This is a genomic window from Enterovirga sp. CN4-39 (assembly GCF_049446235.1).
GTDB lineage: Bacteria > Pseudomonadota > Alphaproteobacteria > Rhizobiales > Beijerinckiaceae > Enterovirga.
This window is the reverse complement of the sequence record NZ_JBMSEF010000002.1, coordinates 236,409-250,720: the sequence shown is the minus strand read 5'-3', so window position 1 is coordinate 250,720 and position 14,312 is coordinate 236,409. Positions and strand designations below refer to the sequence as shown.

12 protein-coding genes are annotated in these 14,312 nt (G+C 67.2%); 3 read left to right on the top strand and 9 right to left on the bottom strand.

The features are described from left to right. Window positions 1-227: 227 nt before the first annotated feature. Both ACO2SS_RS04915 and ACO2SS_RS04910 read right to left on the bottom strand, forming a co-directional pair. Window positions 228-518, bottom strand: a complete 291-nt coding sequence (locus tag ACO2SS_RS04915) for a hypothetical protein (protein WP_423276475.1) — start codon at window positions 516-518, stop codon at window positions 228-230. A 103-nt stretch (window positions 519-621) separates the two neighbouring features. Beyond that, window positions 622-1,854, bottom strand: coding sequence for a pilus assembly protein TadG-related protein (locus ACO2SS_RS04910; protein ID WP_423276474.1), 1,233 nt, complete (start codon window positions 1,852-1,854; stop codon window positions 622-624). A 191-nt stretch (window positions 1,855-2,045) separates the two neighbouring features. On the opposite strand from ACO2SS_RS04910, the gene ACO2SS_RS04905 reads away from it, so the two are divergent. Both ACO2SS_RS04905 and ACO2SS_RS04900 read left to right on the top strand, forming a co-directional pair. Beyond that, window positions 2,046-2,831 (top strand): 3-hydroxybutyrate dehydrogenase, encoded by a 786-nt coding sequence (locus tag ACO2SS_RS04905; RefSeq protein WP_423276473.1) that lies wholly within the window; start codon window positions 2,046-2,048, stop codon window positions 2,829-2,831. Next, window positions 2,828-3,892 (top strand): patatin-like phospholipase family protein, encoded by a 1,065-nt coding sequence (locus ACO2SS_RS04900; RefSeq protein ID WP_423276472.1) that lies wholly within the window; start codon window positions 2,828-2,830, stop codon window positions 3,890-3,892. Before ACO2SS_RS04905 ends, ACO2SS_RS04900 begins: the two co-directional genes overlap by 4 nt. Here the strand turns inward: ACO2SS_RS04900 and ACO2SS_RS04895 are convergent. The 3 genes from ACO2SS_RS04895 to ACO2SS_RS04885 form a co-directional block, all read right to left on the bottom strand. Further along, complete coding sequence (locus ACO2SS_RS04895; RefSeq protein WP_423276471.1) at window positions 3,838-4,107, bottom strand: hypothetical protein; 270 nt, start codon at window positions 4,105-4,107, stop codon at window positions 3,838-3,840. The genes ACO2SS_RS04900 and ACO2SS_RS04895 overlap by 55 nt on opposite strands. Window positions 4,108-4,168: 61 nt before the next feature. Further along, entirely contained in the window at window positions 4,169-4,852 is a 684-nt protein-coding gene (locus tag ACO2SS_RS04890; protein ID WP_423276470.1) for a TerC family protein, read from the bottom strand. 116 nt (window positions 4,853-4,968) lie between these two features. Next, window positions 4,969-5,328 (bottom strand): hypothetical protein, encoded by a 360-nt coding sequence (locus tag ACO2SS_RS04885; protein WP_423276469.1) that lies wholly within the window; start codon window positions 5,326-5,328, stop codon window positions 4,969-4,971. Between the two features lie 199 nt (window positions 5,329-5,527). On the opposite strand from ACO2SS_RS04885, the gene ACO2SS_RS04880 reads away from it, so the two are divergent. Next, window positions 5,528-6,334 carry an extensin family protein gene (locus ACO2SS_RS04880; RefSeq protein ID WP_423276467.1) on the top strand — a complete coding sequence of 269 codons (807 nt, stop codon included), beginning with the start codon at window positions 5,528-5,530 and terminating at the stop codon, window positions 6,332-6,334. A 185-nt stretch (window positions 6,335-6,519) separates the two neighbouring features. On the opposite strand, the gene ACO2SS_RS04875 is transcribed toward ACO2SS_RS04880, so the two are convergent. Genes ACO2SS_RS04875 through treS form a run of 4 tightly spaced genes read right to left on the bottom strand, consistent with a single transcriptional unit; the run spans window position 6,520 to window position 14,294 of the window. Continuing rightward, complete coding sequence (locus tag ACO2SS_RS04875) at window positions 6,520-7,953, bottom strand: MFS transporter (protein ID WP_423276466.1); 1,434 nt, start codon at window positions 7,951-7,953, stop codon at window positions 6,520-6,522. Next, the gene (locus tag ACO2SS_RS04870; RefSeq protein ID WP_423276465.1) at window positions 7,946-8,758 is read right to left on the bottom strand and encodes an SDR family oxidoreductase; all 813 of its coding nucleotides are present in this window, start codon (window positions 8,756-8,758) and stop codon (window positions 7,946-7,948) included. The genes ACO2SS_RS04875 and ACO2SS_RS04870 overlap by 8 nt, the downstream gene beginning before the upstream one ends. Before the next feature lie 2 nt (window positions 8,759-8,760). After that, the gene (glgB, locus tag ACO2SS_RS04865) at window positions 8,761-11,040 is read right to left on the bottom strand and encodes a 1,4-alpha-glucan branching protein GlgB (RefSeq protein WP_423276464.1); all 2,280 of its coding nucleotides are present in this window, start codon (window positions 11,038-11,040) and stop codon (window positions 8,761-8,763) included. Continuing rightward, window positions 11,040-14,294 carry a maltose alpha-D-glucosyltransferase gene (gene treS / locus ACO2SS_RS04860; RefSeq protein WP_423276463.1) on the bottom strand — a complete coding sequence of 1,085 codons (3,255 nt, stop codon included), beginning with the start codon at window positions 14,292-14,294 and terminating at the stop codon, window positions 11,040-11,042. Before treS ends, glgB begins: the two co-directional genes overlap by 1 nt. Between the last annotated feature and the right edge of the window lie 18 nt (window positions 14,295-14,312).

Sequence of the window (14,312 nt, the reverse complement as noted above, 5' to 3'; positions counted from 1 at the left end):
GGAGCGCGGTGACCGCGGTGATCGGGGCCCGCGTCGGGACCGTGGCGATCGTGGCCCCCGCCGTGATCGCGGCGAATACCGCGGCCCGCGTGAGGACCGCGGACCGCGCGAGGATCGCGAGCCGCGCGCGGAGAGCGATCGTCCTGAGCCGGCCGACGCCGGCGAGTGATCTCGGGCTCGATGCGAGACGATGAAGGCGGCCTCCGGGCCGCCTTTTTCGTTCGGGGCTAGCGTCGACCGCGAGGGAGCGTCACGCGGGCCTCCGCGACGGCCGGCCTCCCCGCTCCGATGCGCACGGGGACCGGCGCTATCCGGGTGCTGCCGGCGAGCAGGACCGCTGCCAGATGCCAGGCGAGCGCCGCCCCGATCACGAGGCTTTCCGCTCCCAGATAGGGCAGCAGCCATCCGGCATGGGGCGACAGCCCCGGGATGGAGAGCAGGAGGGCCGCGCCCGCCCCGGCCGGCAGCGCGAAGGCGACGGGATAGAGAAGGATCGCAAGACGTAAGCGGAGCGGCATCGACGGCACTCCCCGGATCAATCCGGGGCAATGACGCCCGAGCCGCCATGGTTCCCGCAGGCGGCGCTGAGTTCCCTTCCGGTCGAAGCCGCCGGCCGGAGGCTCAGAACTTCAGGAAGACGCTCCGCTCCGCCGGGCCCGGTGTCAGGGCCGAGGGGGATGCGATCTTCTTCGAGCCCTCCCCGAAGGTCCACTTCGTCCCGTTCAGGATGAGCTTGTTGAACACCATGGTGATGTTGCCGCTCGAGATCTGGGACGAGGAGTTGAAGGTCACGTTCCGGCTCGGAAGATAGACGAGGCCAGTCCAGTCGAACCCCTGCGAGGGGTTGAAAATGAAATCCGACTTGGAGAGGTTCGGCGCCTCGAAGAACAGCAACCCGGCATAGGTTCCGGTCGTCGGCGCCGTGAGCGTCGCCTTCACGCCCGAGTTGAACTGGAACTTGGAATTGGCATCCGCGAAGTAGAACGTCACCCCCGCCCCGGCCGTGCAGGCCGGGCATGACCACGTGCCGCCGTTCACGTTCCAGGTGCCCCGGATGACGTACAGCCCAGGCTGGAAGGTCACGTTCGTGGTGCTGTTGAAGTTGATGTTGCAGTAGATTCCCGGCGCGAGCGTGATGTTGCCGCCGTTGTAATTGTTCGACGCGCAGTTTCCGGACGTGCTGGGGGTCGGGAGCTGGCCCGCGAAGGGGTCCGTCGCGGTCGGGCAGTTCACCCGCAGGTTCGGGATCGTGATCGAGTTCTGGGTGACGTTCGTCCCCTGCACGCAGACCTGCTTGAAGTTGAACGTGCTTCCCGAGTTGAACATGGCGGCCGGGTTGCCGGTCGACTTCACGTGGAACTCGCAATCGGGCGCGTTGATGTTGGCGCCGCTGTTGAGGAGCAGCGCCTGCGAGGCGTTCGGGTCGAGCAGCAGGACGCAGACGCCGCCCGAAGGAGCCGCGGTTCCGGTCACGCTGGCCGCAGCCGCCGCGCTGGCGCCGACCGGGATGCTGGTCTTGCCGAAAGCCCGGAGGAACTTGGCCGGGACCTCGGCGGAGGCACTCCCCGTCACCGTGCTCCCGTTCACCGTGAAGGTCGGGGTGACGGACGAGGATCCGAGAACGCCCGAGAAGGTCCGCGCCGCGGTCCCGACCTGGTCGGTCGTCGCGGCGGCGCCGGCCAGAACGGCGGCATCGAGCGCGGCCTGCAGGCGCGTGCGCTCTGCGCTGGCATTGGTGTAATCGACGCTCGCACCGGTCAGGCCGAGCAATGGCAGCAGCGAGAGCCCGAAGAGCGCGGCGACCTGTGCTCGCGTGTCTTCTGCGAAGCGCGCCGTCAAGTGCGAGAGAAGCATAGTCGAGGCCTGCCGAGACGAACCGCTCTCCTTCGCATGTCCGCCTTGCTTCCCCGTTGGTTTCGGGATGGCAATTTTCCTCAAACTGTCACGACCTTGCGGGGCTGGGAGTTCCGACAGGTCGGGGCGGGCGATCGTGACATCCCCCGCCTCCGCGACTACGTCTCGGGGCGGGTATCTTGGAGACCGATATGGCGCTGAACGGAAAGTCCGCCGTCGTTACGGGTTCGACCAGCGGGATCGGGCTGGCCTATGCGCGAGCCTTTGCCAAGGAGGGCGCCAACGTCCTCATCAATGGGTTCGGGGAGCCGGATGCCATCGAGAAGGAGCGCAGCGCGATCGAGCGCGAATTCGGCGTGAAGGCGGTCTACTCGCCCGCCGACATGACGAGGCCGACCGAGATCGAGGCCATGATCCGCCAGGCGGAGGAGCAGTTCGGCGCGGTCGACATCCTGGTCAACAATGCCGGCATCCAGCACGTCGCGCCGATCGAGGAGTTCCCGATCGAGAAGTGGGACCAGATCATCGCGATCAACCTCTCCTCCGCCTTTCACGCCATCCGGGCGGCCGTGCCGGGCATGAAGGCGAAGGGCTGGGGCCGCATCATCCAGACGGCCTCCGCCCACTCGCTCGTCGCCTCTCCCTTCAAGTCGGCCTATGTGAGCGCCAAGCACGCGATCGCCGGCCTGACGAAGACCGTCGCGCTCGAAGTCGCCACGCACAAGATCACCTGCAACTGCATCTCGCCCGGCTATGTCTGGACGCCGCTCGTCGAGAAGCAGATCCCGGACACCATGAAGGCGCGCGGGCTGACCAAGGAGCAGGTCATCAAGGACGTGCTGCTGGAAGCTCAGCCCACCAAGGAGTTCGTCACCTCCGAGCAGGTCGCGGCGCTCGCCGTATTCCTGTGCTCGGACGAGGCGGCGCAGATCACGGGCGCCAATCTCTCGATCGACGGCGGCTGGACGGCCGCATGACGGGCCGTCCTGGAAACGCGAAAGACAGGATTCTCGGCCTTGCCGGCCCCAAGGCCGAGAAGACGGTCTCGCTCGCGCTGCAGGGCGGCGGTGCCCACGGCGCCTTCACCTGGGGCGTGCTGGACAAGCTGATCGAGGACGGGCGCCTCGCCTTCGAGGCGATCACCGGCGCCTCCGCGGGCTCGATGAACGCGGTCGTGATGTGCGCCGGGTGGCAGGAGGGCGGCCCCGAGGGAGCGCGCAGCAAGCTCGAGACCTTCTGGCGCAAGGTCAGCCTCGACGGGAACCTCGACGACCCGCAGCGCCGCATCTTCGACCGCGTGATCGGCTTCTGGTCCCTCGCGGGCGGCGCCCAGAACCCCTGGCTCAACTTCCTGCAGGGCACGGTCTCGCCGTATCTCTCCAATCCGCTCGACATCAATCCGCTTCGCGACGTCCTGGAATCGGTGGTGGATTTCCAGCGGATCCGCAGCGCCGACGTGAAGCTTTTCGTGGCCGCGACCTCCGTCTGGACTGGCAAGATCCGCGTCTTCGAGACCCGGGAGCTCGAAGCCGGCCACGTGATGGCCTCCGCCTGCCTGCCGACGCTGTTCCGGGCGGTCGAGATCGATGGCGAGCCGTTCTGGGACGGCGGCTATTCAGGGAATCCGCCGCTCTTCCCGATCTTCTACGCCGCCCGCACGGACGACGTCCTCCTGGTCCAGATCAATCCGATCGAACGGCGGCAGACGCCTCAGACCGCGGCCGAGATCCAGAACCGGCTGACGGAGATCAACTTCAATTCGGGGCTGCTGCGCGAATTGCGCGTGATCGAGTTCGTGACGCGCCTGATCGACGACGGAAAGCTCTCCCGCGACGAGTACAAGCGCGTCCTCATGCACCGGATCGACGGAGACGGCTTCCTCGACAGGTTCGCGGCCTCCAGCCGCCTCAATCCGGACTGGGACATGTTCGTCCAGTTGCGCGATCTCGGCCGTCGCGCGGCCGAGGCGTGGCTGGAGCGGAGCTACGATGCCGTCGGACGCGAGAGCACGCTCGACATGAAGGCGACCTTCGCCTGAGGCCCACGCCCCTTCCTGCCAGCGCCCAGGTCGACCGGAGTTTCGGCCAGCACCCAGCGATCGGGATGGTCGGGATCGGTGCGGAGAGCCACCGTCACGTCGTGTTCGTGCATCGCGCAGGCATGGCACTGGTAGGCGTAGTGCCGACCGTCATCCGCCGTCATCGGCATCGAACAGGTCAGGCAGACGAGGCGTCGGGAGCGGGCGGCAGGCATGGATCGACCATAGCCCGCCGCCTGACAGCCCGGTGCGCCCGGTTCTGGCTGTCCCCAGCCTTCAGGCGCGACTGACGGCCGCGCGCCGCGTCAGCGCGAAGCCGAGGCCGACCACGAAGACCGCCCCGATCAGCGCGGCCGGCAGATCGAGCCTGTGCGCCAGATCCTCTCCGAGACGGCTGACGAGGGCAGGATCGGAGATCAGCATCTCGCCCGCGATCCACCCCAGGAGAGCCGCTCCTGCCCAGACGAGCAGCGGCATGCGCTCGAGCAGCTTGATGATGAGGGATGCGCCGGCGACGATCAGCGGGATGGAGATCGCCAGCCCGAGCACCAGCATGACGGTGGAATCCTTCGCCACCGCGGCGATGGCCAGGACGTTGTCGAGGCTCATCACGGCATCGGCGATCGCCACGGTCTTCACCGCGTGCCACAGCCGCTCGGATTCGCGGATGCCGGCTTCGGCTTCCTCCTCGCCGGTCAGGAGCTTCACGGCGACCCACAGCAGGAGAAGCCCGCCGAGGATCTTGAGGAAGGGTGTGGTCAGCAGCGTCGCGACCAGGACCGTGAACACGATGCGCAGCACCACCGCCACGCCCGCGCCGAGCACCATGCCGGTTCGCTGCTGGTGAGGCGGCAGGCCCCGGCAGGCGAGCGCGATCACGACCGCGTTGTCACCCGACAGGATGATGTTGATCCAGATGATCTCGAGAACTTTAATGAGCTGAGGTCCGAGCGTTTCCATGTTGGTGAAAGCCGTTGGCGCCGGGCGGGCCGGGCGCGAGGAGAGGTCGGACGCGCGCGCAGAGGCGCAGCCGGCGTCCTTGAATGTTGGGAGAGCGGGCCGGAGCCCGGAACGGCCTAGAGAGAGGGTGGCCCGGTCGCCCCGGGGCCATCCGCGACCCCGAAGGCAAGGCGGCGCTCCCGGGTGGGCCCGGTGGCCGAAGAGAGGGCAGCGACCGCGGCTCGGGCCCCGTTCGCGGCTGGCGCAAGGTCGTCGTCAGGATCGCCGTCGAGATCGCCGACAAAGGCTCGGATCAGCCCGACGGGCTTGTGCAGCGGGCCTGGCTTATCGGTCAGCCCGACCTGGATGGCGGCCTCTGACCAGCCGTGCCCTTGAGGGGCCTTCTGATCGAGGAGGCCAGCAAAGACCGCAGCGACGACGGCGCAGAGAAGCGCGGCGATCGCGAAGACGGAACGTGGCGGCCGTGTAGCAACCATGGCGGGTGCCCCACCTTGGCTGGCATATTGTCGACTGACAAGAGATAGTTCGCGTCCCGGCCGGTTCCAGGGGCCTACCATCCCTCATGTGAGGCATGCCACGATAAAGCCCCCCTTCGGACGGCAGACAGAAGAGCGGGCGAATCTTCGCGCGTTGGCGGCGCCCATTCAGGACGCAGCGGCCGAGGGAGGAAGCAGGATGGATGCTGGTCCGGCGAGCCCCCGCCGGACGGGCGAGGCTGGACGCAGCGCCCGTCACGCACCTGCCTGCTTCGGCAGCTTACTGGTGATGCTCGCATGCAGTGCCGCCCTGGCCGCGCCGCTTCCCCCAGGGCGTCCGCCGGAATTCGGGCGTGTCGGTGCTACCCCGCCCGTTCCGCCTTCCCCCTCCGTTCCGACGAGCCCCGCCGAGCCGAAACCCACCGCGACCCCGGTTCAGCCGGATACAACATGCCTGGACCGGCTGCGGGCAGCCGGGGCCACCGCCGAGTTGGCGCCGCAGCCGAAGCCGGAGGACGGCTCCTGCCAGATCGAGACCCCGGTGCGCCTGACCGCGGTGAGTCCGCCGCACGGAAAGGGGGCCATCGCGCTGCCGGACGGCCCCGTCGTGTCATGCCGCTTCGCCGGTCCGCTCGCGGATTGGGTCGGAGCCGTCGCGGCCCCGGTCCTCGCCTCCGCCCGCGGCAAGCCCCTCAAGGCCGTGCGGACGGGGCCGGGCTTCGAGTGCCGAAACCGCAACCGTCAGGCCGGCGGCAAGCCGAGCGCGCACGGCACCGGCATCGCCATCGACATCTCCGGTTTCGAGTTCGCGGAAGGCGCCGCCCTCGCGATCAAGCCGGACGGCCACTCGGGGCCCGACGGCCAGGCGCTCGCTGCCATTCGACAGGCGGCCTGCGGCTGGTTCACGACGGTGCTCGGCCCGGGGTCCGACCCGTATCACGCCGACCACCTGCATCTCGACGTCCTGCTGCACGGATCGAGCGACCGCTACCGGATTTGTCAGTGAGCACGCAATTTCAGCGGCCATTGCACATGATGTGCGCACGCACACACATCCGGCACTTGAAGCAAGGTGCAGCGCAGCATAGATTGTTTTCACGCAATGCGGCGCTGATGCGCGGCCTTGCTGCCCTCCTTGGGCGTTTCCTCCCTAGACTTGGGCCGCGCATGACGCGGCCCTTTTTCTTCGCCTCAACTGCGGGCGAGCGAGAGCGGGGCGGCGACGTCTTCGAGTGACCGGCGCTCGGCCGCTACGCCCCAGCGCCACTGCACGAATGCCGCGAATGCCATCACGGCAGATCCCATCAGGTAGCCGCCAAAGACCGCATCGCGCGAGCCCGTCTCGACGAGTGCACCAAAAATGAGCGGGCCGAGCGCGCCGCCGATCCCGGTCCCGAGCGCGTAGAAGGCCGCGATCGCCAGCGCGCGGATTTCCAGCGGGAACGTCTCTCCGACCGTCAGGTAGGCGGAGCTCGCGGCCGCGGAGGCGAAGAAGAACACGACCATCCAGGCGATCGTCTGCTCGGTCGCGGTCAGCATGTTCTGCTGGAACATCCAGCCCGACACCGCGAGCAGCAGGCCGGAGATGAAGTAGGTCCCGGCGATCATCGGCCGGCGGCCGATCGTGTCGAAGAGCGGGCCGAGGAAGACCGGTCCGAGGAAGTTCCCCGCCGCGAAAGGCAGGATGTACAGCCCCACCTTGTCCGCCGAGATGCCGTAGAAGTCCGTCAGCACCAGCGCGTAGGTGAAGAAGACCGCATTGTAGAAGAACGCCTGCGCGCTCATCAGCGTGAGGCCGACCAGCGCACGTAGCCGATGCAGGTGGAACAGCGTGTGGAAGACCTCGCGGAGCGGCGTGTGGGTCCGGGCGTGCAGGGCCACCTTGGGGCCGGTATGCGGCGCGAAGGCTCCGCCTGCATGCTCCTCGATCGTGCGGACGATCGCTTCCCCTTCCGCGGCACGGCCATGCGTGACGAGCCAGCGCGGGCTTTCCGGGATGAAGGCGCGCAGGAACAGGATGACGAGGCCGAGCGCCGCCCCAATCCCGAACGCGATCCGCCAGCCGATATCCGGAGCGAAGTGGGCCGGATCGAGCAGGATGACGGATCCCAGGGCCCCGAGGGCCGCTCCGATCCAGAACGAGCCGTTCACGATCAGGTCGGTCCGCCCGCGATACTGCGCCGGGATGAATTCCTGGATCGTGGAGTTGATGGCCGTGTACTCGCCGCCGATTCCCGCGCCCGTGAAGAACCGGAACAGGCAGAAACTCCAGAGATTCCACGAGAACGCCGTGAGGCCAGTGGCCACGAGGTACACGGCGAGCGTGATGAAGAAGAGCTTCTTGCGCCCGAGCCGGTCGGTCAGCCAGCCGAAGAACAGGGCCCCGAAGACTGCCCCGACCAGGTAGGAGGTGCCCGCGATCCCGATATCGGTGTTGGTGAACTGGAGGACCGGGCTTTCCTTCAGGGCGCCCGAGAGCGCGCCGGCGAGCGTCACCTCGAGACCGTCCAGCACCCACGTGATGCCGAGCGCGACGATGATGAGCGTGTGAAAGCGGTTCCAGGAGAGCCGGTCGAGCCGCGCCGGGATATCCGTCTCGACGAGCGTCGGGGCGCCGCTAGCCACCGTCGCGGAACTCCGGATAGAGCGTCATCCCGCCATCGACGAAGAGGCTGACGCCCGTGACGTAGTCGGAATGGTCGGAAGCCAGCCAGACGGCGGCGTTCGCGATGTCCTCCGGCTCGCCGATCCGGCCATAGGGAATCAGCTTCAGGAGTTTCTCCAAGGCCTCGGGCGTGTCCCAGGCGGGCTTGTTGATGGGCGTCCTGATCGCGCCCGGCGCGATGGAATTGATGCGGATCTTCTTCTCCGCATATTCCTGGGCGAGGCTTTGCATCATCAGCATCACGCCGCCCTTGGAAGCCGCGTAGTTCACGTGCCCCGCCCACATGATGCGCTCGTGCACGGACGACATGCAGATGATCTTGCCGAGCGCCTTGCTGACCTCGGGCTGTGGACCGCGGGCCAGGAACTCGCGGATGGCTGCCCGGCAGCACAAGAACTGCCCGGTCAGGTTGACGTCGATGACCTTGCGCCAGTCGTCGAGCGACATCTCGTGCGCGGGCGCGTCCCGCTGCAGGCCGGCATTGGCGACGAGGATCTGGAGGGTGCCGAAGTGCTCCTTCGCCTGCCCGAACAGCTTTTCGACCTCCGCCTCGGACGAGACGTCCGCCTGCACGACGAGCGCCTCGCTCCCCGCCTCCCTGATCGCCGCGGCGGTTTCCTCGGCGCCGTCGCGCTCCGAGCGATAGTTCACGACGACCCTGGCGCCCGCTTGCCCGAGCCCCGTCGCGACCGCCTTCCCGATTCCCGAGGAGGCGCCGGTCACGACCGCAACCTGGCCTGAGAGGTCGATGACGGGCTTTCCCATGTTCAGCCAACCCGCTCGAGGATCAGGGTCGCGAGCGGGGGAAGGGTCAGAGACACGCAGTACGCGTGGCCGTGGGCCTCGCGCTCTTCCGCCCGCACGCCGCCCTGATTCCCGATGTTCGAGCCGCCATAGACGGCCGCGTCCGTGTTCACGACCTCGCGGTAGAAGCCCGGATACGGCACGCCGATCCGGTATCCCTCGCGGGGGACGGGCGTGAAGTTCGAGACCACGATCGCGATCTTTTCCGGATCAGCGCCGCGCCGCAGCCAGGCGATGACGGAATTCTCGGCATCGTCCGCCACGAGCCACTGGAAGCCGCTCGCCTCCGTGTCGCGCTCATGCAGCGCCGGGATCGTCCGGGCAGCGCCGTTCAGGTCGCGGATCAGGTTCTGCACGCCGCGGTGATAACCATCCTCGAGCAGATGCCAATCGAGCGAGGTATCGTGGTTCCACTCCCGCTCCTGCCCGAACTCCCCGCCCATGAAGAGCAGCTTCTTGCCGGGATGCCCCCACATGAAGCCGTAATAGGCGCGCAGATTGGCAAATTTCTGCCAGCGGTCCCCCGGCATCTTGCCGATGAGGGAGCCTTTCCCGTGCACGACCTCGTCATGCGAGAGCGGCAGCACGAAGTTCTCGGAGAAGGCGTAGAGAAGACCGAAGGTCAGGTTGTGATGGTGATAGCGGCGATGGACCGGTTCCTTGGACATAAACAGGAGCGTGTCGTGCATCCAGCCCATGTTCCACTTGAACCCGAAGCCGAGCCCGCCCGTATAGGTGGGATGCGAGACCCCCGGCCATGAGGTCGATTCCTCCGCCACCGTGATGCAGCCGGGATCCGCCGAGTAGACGGTCTCGTTCATCTTGCGCATGAACTCGATCGCATCGAGATTCTCGTTGCCGCCGTACTTGTTCGGTACCCACTCGCCGTGCTTCCGCGAGTAGTCGAGGTAGAGCATCGAGGCGACGGCATCCACGCGCAGCCCGTCGAGATGGTAGCGCTCAAGCCAGAACCGGGCATTGGCGACCAGGAAGGCCTGAACCTCCTGGCGGCCGAAATTGTAGATGTAGGTGCCCCAATCCTGATGGTAGCCCTGGCGCGGATCGGCATGCTCGTAGAGATGCGTGCCGTCGAAGAGCCCGAGCCCATGCGCATCGTTCGGGAAATGCCCGGGCACCCAGTCGAGGATGATGCCGATCCCGGCGTTGTGGGCGGCCTCGACGAAGGCGACGAAATCCTCCGGCGTGCCGAAGCGGCTGGTCGGCGCGAAGAGGGAGACGGGCTGGTAGCCCCACGATCCATCGAACGGAAATTCGGTGATCGGCAGGAGCTCGATATGCGTGAAGCCGAGATCCTTGACGTAGGGGATGAGACGCTCGGCGAGTTCGCGGTAGGTCAGGAAGCGGTTGCCCTCCTCCGGCACCCGCGCCCATGAGCCGAGATGGCACTCGTAGACGCTCATCGGCTTGTACCGTGGGTCGCCCTCGTGGCGGGAGGCCATCCACTCCGTGTCGCGCCGCTCGAAATCGGGCAGGCGCGCGAGCCGCGAGGCGGTCGCCGGCGGCTTCTCGGCCATGAAGGCGACGGGATCGGCCTTCTCGTGCCGGGCGCCGTCGGCGCCGAGGATCTCGAACTTGTAGCGCTCGCCGGACTGGAGGTCGGGGACGAAGAGCTCCCAAACGCCCGCATCGAAGCGGAGCCGCATCGGATGGCGGCGACCGTCCCAGGAATTGAAGTCGCCGATCACGCTGACGCGGCGTGCGTTCGGCGCCCAGACGCCGAAATGGTAGCCGGCCTGGTCGCCGATCGAAGTCGGATGGGCGCCGAGCAGGCGCGGAATGCACTCCGTCCCGACCTGCCGGATGCGCCACATGTCCTCGAAGCCGGGCGTCGGGCCATAGCTGTAGGGGTCGCGCGCCTCCTGCACGCCGCCCGGCCATTCGATGCGTAGCTTGTACCAGGGCCGCTCTCGCGTCCCGAGGCGGGTGACGAAGAAGCCGGCCGGGTCGATCCGGGTCATGGGGATCGGCTCAGCCCGGCCATCCACCAGGACCGCGACCTCCCTGGCGCCGGGCAGCATGGCGCGGATTTCGTACTCGTCGCGCACGGCATGCGGGCCCAGCACCGCGAAGGGATTGCCGTGCCGTGCTTCCACGATCGCGGCAAGGTCGCCGGGGGCGACGCCGAATCCCGCCGAGGAACCCCGCCCGCCTGACGGCCGTACTACTCCGCCCGAGCCGATCCCTGCGTCCCGCGCGCCGTCGCGCGCCTGCAACTCGGCCATTACGCCGCTCCCTGATCCAAGATGGACAGAACGCCCCGTACGGGAGTCTCGATCCAATCCGGCCGGTTATTGGCCTCGTAATTCACCTCGTAGAGGGCCTTCGAGAGGAGATGGAGCTGCAGCAGCCGCGTGCGTGCCACCTCGTCCTCGACCCAGACGGCGCTCCCGGAGGCCGCGATCCTGTAGGCGGCCAGATACTCGGACGAGGCGAGCCGCAGCCATTCGGTGGCGATCTCGGTGATGCGGGGTCCCGCCTCGGGCAGGCGCGCCGCCACGTCCCGGGCGGCCGTATCCGCCGCATAGGCGAAGGACCGCAGCATTCCGGCGACGTCGCGCAGCGGCGAGAATTTCCGGCGCCGCTCCTCGGCCGGACGCGACGGCTCTCCCTCGAAATCGACGATCATGACGTCGTTCTGCACGATCAGGACCTGGCCGAGGTGATAGTCGCCATGGATGCGCGTCTTGATCGCCCCGACCGGTTCGACGGTCAGGGCCTCGATCAAGGCCAGGCACTCCGATTCCCGGGCGCGCAGGGCCTCGACGGCATCGCCGGAAGCACTGAGCACCCGGGATAGTGCCGCAAAGGCGTGCTGTGCCTGCGAGCGCGCATCGGCGGCCGCGGCATCGACGTCCGAAAGACGCATCGGCTCGGCCGCAAAGGCCGGGTCGTCCGTCGGGGTCGCAAGCGCGAGATGAAGTTCGGCCGTGCGGCGGCCGAGGATCTCGGCATAGCGAAGATACGGGGCGAAGACCTCCGACAGCGGATGTTCGTCCTCGGTCGGTGCCAGGGCCAGCGTGTCCAGTTCGCGTGTCAGCCATTCCAGCGTCATGCGCCAGGCATCGCCCTGGTTCCGGATGAAGGACTGCAGGATGCACAAAGCGGTGCTCTCCCCGTCCTCTGCCACGTATTCCACGCTGCCGAGCGTGGGCGGCGTGTTCGCGAAATGCGCGACGTCGGTGAGGAAGCGGCCCATCTCGAGTTCCGGGTGCACGCCCGGCTGGAGGCGGCGATAGATCTTGAGGATCATCGTCTCGCCGAGCTGGATCGAGGTATTCGACTGCTCGGCCGTGAGCCGCTTCACGTCCGAGGGCGCGATCTCGACATCCTGCGGCATCCGGGAAGTTGCCGAGAAGCGGATCGTCGCGCCGGCATTCGTGCGGATCTCCTCGCCATGGCGCATCGCCTCGACGGTTGCGAGCGAGAATTCGGGCGAGGATCCCGCGCCATAGGCTAGCCCGACATGGCGTCCCCTGCGCACTCGGGCCACCGCATAGGGCAGGAGCGAATCCTCGTCGCCGGGCTGGTCGATCGCGACCGGGAAGAAGTAGGTCTGCTGCTCGCCGCCGCGCAGGTAGACGGCAAAGCGCGGCAGGACGAACTCCTCCTGGCCGGAGCGGCTGTTCATCACCGCATGGTCGAGCACCTCGGCGCGCTCGATCCGCTGGCCCTTGGCGGCGAACCATCGCTGGGTGCCGATCATGCGCGGAATGATGGTGCGCTCGATCGCGTCGCGCTCGCGTCCCTCGAGAAGCGAGGCGAGGCCCTTGGTCAGGACGAGCGTGAAAAGCTCCGGCTGTACGGTGGGACCATAGCGCGTCTCCGGCTGAACCGGAGCGGCCTGGAGCTGGAACCAGTAGAAGCCGTAGGCGGGTAGCGTCAGCAGATAGGGCAGCTCGCCGATCCGGGGAAAATCGGTGCCGCCCGTCATCTCGACCGGGATGGAGCCGTTGAACTCGGACAGGTCGAGCTCGACCGCCTGGGGGGCGCGCGAGACGTTGACGACGCAGAGGATGCGCTCCTCCCCGTATTCGCGGATGTAGGCGAGCACCTTCCGGTTTGCCGGATAGAGGAAGCGCAGCGTGCCGCGGCCGAAGGCCTGGCTGGAGCGCCGGATGGCGATCATCCGGCGCATCCAGTTGAAGAGGCTTGCCGGCGTTCTCGACTGGGCTTCGACGTTGACGGAATCGAAGCCGTAGATCGGATCCTGGATGGTCGGCAGGAAGAGGCGGGCGGGATCGCAGCGCGAGAAGCCGCCATTGCGGTCCGGAGACCATTGCATCGGCGTGCGGACCCCGTCGCGGTCGCCGAGATAGATGTTGTCGCCCATCCCGATCTCGTCGCCGTAATACATCACGGGCGTGCCCGGCATGGAGAACAGGAGCGAGTTCAGGAGCTCGATCTTGCGACGATCGTTCTCGAGCAGCGGCGCGAGACGGCGCCGGATGCCGAGATTGATCCGGGCCCGCCGGTCCGCCGCATAGAAGGTCCAGAGGTAATCCCGCTCCTTGTCGGTCACCATCTCGAGCGTCAGCTCGTCATGGTTGCGCAGGAAGATCGCCCATTGGCAGCCTTCCGGGATCTCCGGCGTCTGCCGCATGATGTCCGTGATGGGATGCCGGTCCTCCTGTGCGAGGGCCATGTACATCCGGGGCATCAGGGGGAAGTGGAACGAGACGTGGCACTCGTCGCCATCCCCGAAATACGGCGCCGTCTCCTCGGGCCACTGGTTGGCCTCGGCAAGGAGCATGCGGTCGGGATAGCGTTCGTCCAGCGCCGCCCGGATCGCCTTGATGACCGTGTGCGTCTCGGGAAGGTTTTCGCAGTTCGTCCCCTCGCGCTCGACGAGATACGGGATGGCATCGAGCCTCAGCCCGTCGACCCCCATGTCGAGCCAGTAGCGCATGACGTCGAGGACAGCCTCGAGCACCGCGGGGTTGTCGAAGTTTAGGTCCGGCTGGTGCGAGTAGAAGCGATGCCAGAAATACTGCTTGGCGACCGGGTCCCAGGTCCAGTTCGAGGGCTCCGTGTCGAGGAAGATGATGCGCGTGTCGGTGTATTTCTGGTCGGTATCCGACCAGACGTAGAAGTTCCGCTCCGGCGAGCCGGGCGGGGCGTTGCGGGCGGCCTGGAACCAGGGATGCTGGTCCGAGGTGTGGTTGATGACCAGCTCCGTGATGACCCGGATGCCGCGCGCATGGGCCTCCTGCACCAGCAGCTGGAAGTCTTCCATCGAGCCATAGGACGGATTGATATTCCGGTAGTCCTGGATGTCGTAGCCGTCGTCCCGCAGCGGCGAGGGATAGAACGGCATAAGCCAGATCGCCGTGACGCCGAGGTCCCGGATATAGTCGAGCTTCGCCGTCACGCCGGGGAAGTCGCCGATGCCGTCGTCATTCGCGTCGAAGAACGACTTCACGTGCACCTGATAGATCAGGGCATCGCGGTACCAGTGCGTGTCGGAGCGGTCGATCATGGCTCGAAGGGGAGTCGC

Coding starts and splice junctions, on each gene's coding strand:
- ACO2SS_RS04885 (WP_423276469.1), bottom strand. CDS start 5,328: ATGGTTGCTACACGGCCGCCACGTTCCGTCTTCGCGATCGCCGCGCTT.
- ACO2SS_RS04905 (WP_423276473.1), top strand. CDS start 2,046: ATGGCGCTGAACGGAAAGTCCGCCGTCGTTACGGGTTCGACCAGCGGG.
- ACO2SS_RS04870 (WP_423276465.1), bottom strand. CDS start 8,758: ATGGGAAAGCCCGTCATCGACCTCTCAGGCCAGGTTGCGGTCGTGACC.
- ACO2SS_RS04900 (WP_423276472.1), top strand. CDS start 2,828: ATGACGGGCCGTCCTGGAAACGCGAAAGACAGGATTCTCGGCCTTGCC.
- glgB (WP_423276464.1), bottom strand. CDS start 11,040: ATGGCCGAGTTGCAGGCGCGCGACGGCGCGCGGGACGCAGGGATCGGC.
- treS (WP_423276463.1), bottom strand. CDS start 14,294: ATGATCGACCGCTCCGACACGCACTGGTACCGCGATGCCCTGATCTAT.
- ACO2SS_RS04915 (WP_423276475.1), bottom strand. CDS start 518: ATGCCGCTCCGCTTACGTCTTGCGATCCTTCTCTATCCCGTCGCCTTC.
- ACO2SS_RS04890 (WP_423276470.1), bottom strand. CDS start 4,852: ATGGAAACGCTCGGACCTCAGCTCATTAAAGTTCTCGAGATCATCTGG.
- ACO2SS_RS04895 (WP_423276471.1), bottom strand. CDS start 4,107: ATGCCTGCCGCCCGCTCCCGACGCCTCGTCTGCCTGACCTGTTCGATG.
- ACO2SS_RS04910 (WP_423276474.1), bottom strand. CDS start 1,854: ATGCTTCTCTCGCACTTGACGGCGCGCTTCGCAGAAGACACGCGAGCA.
- ACO2SS_RS04880 (WP_423276467.1), top strand. CDS start 5,528: ATGGATGCTGGTCCGGCGAGCCCCCGCCGGACGGGCGAGGCTGGACGC.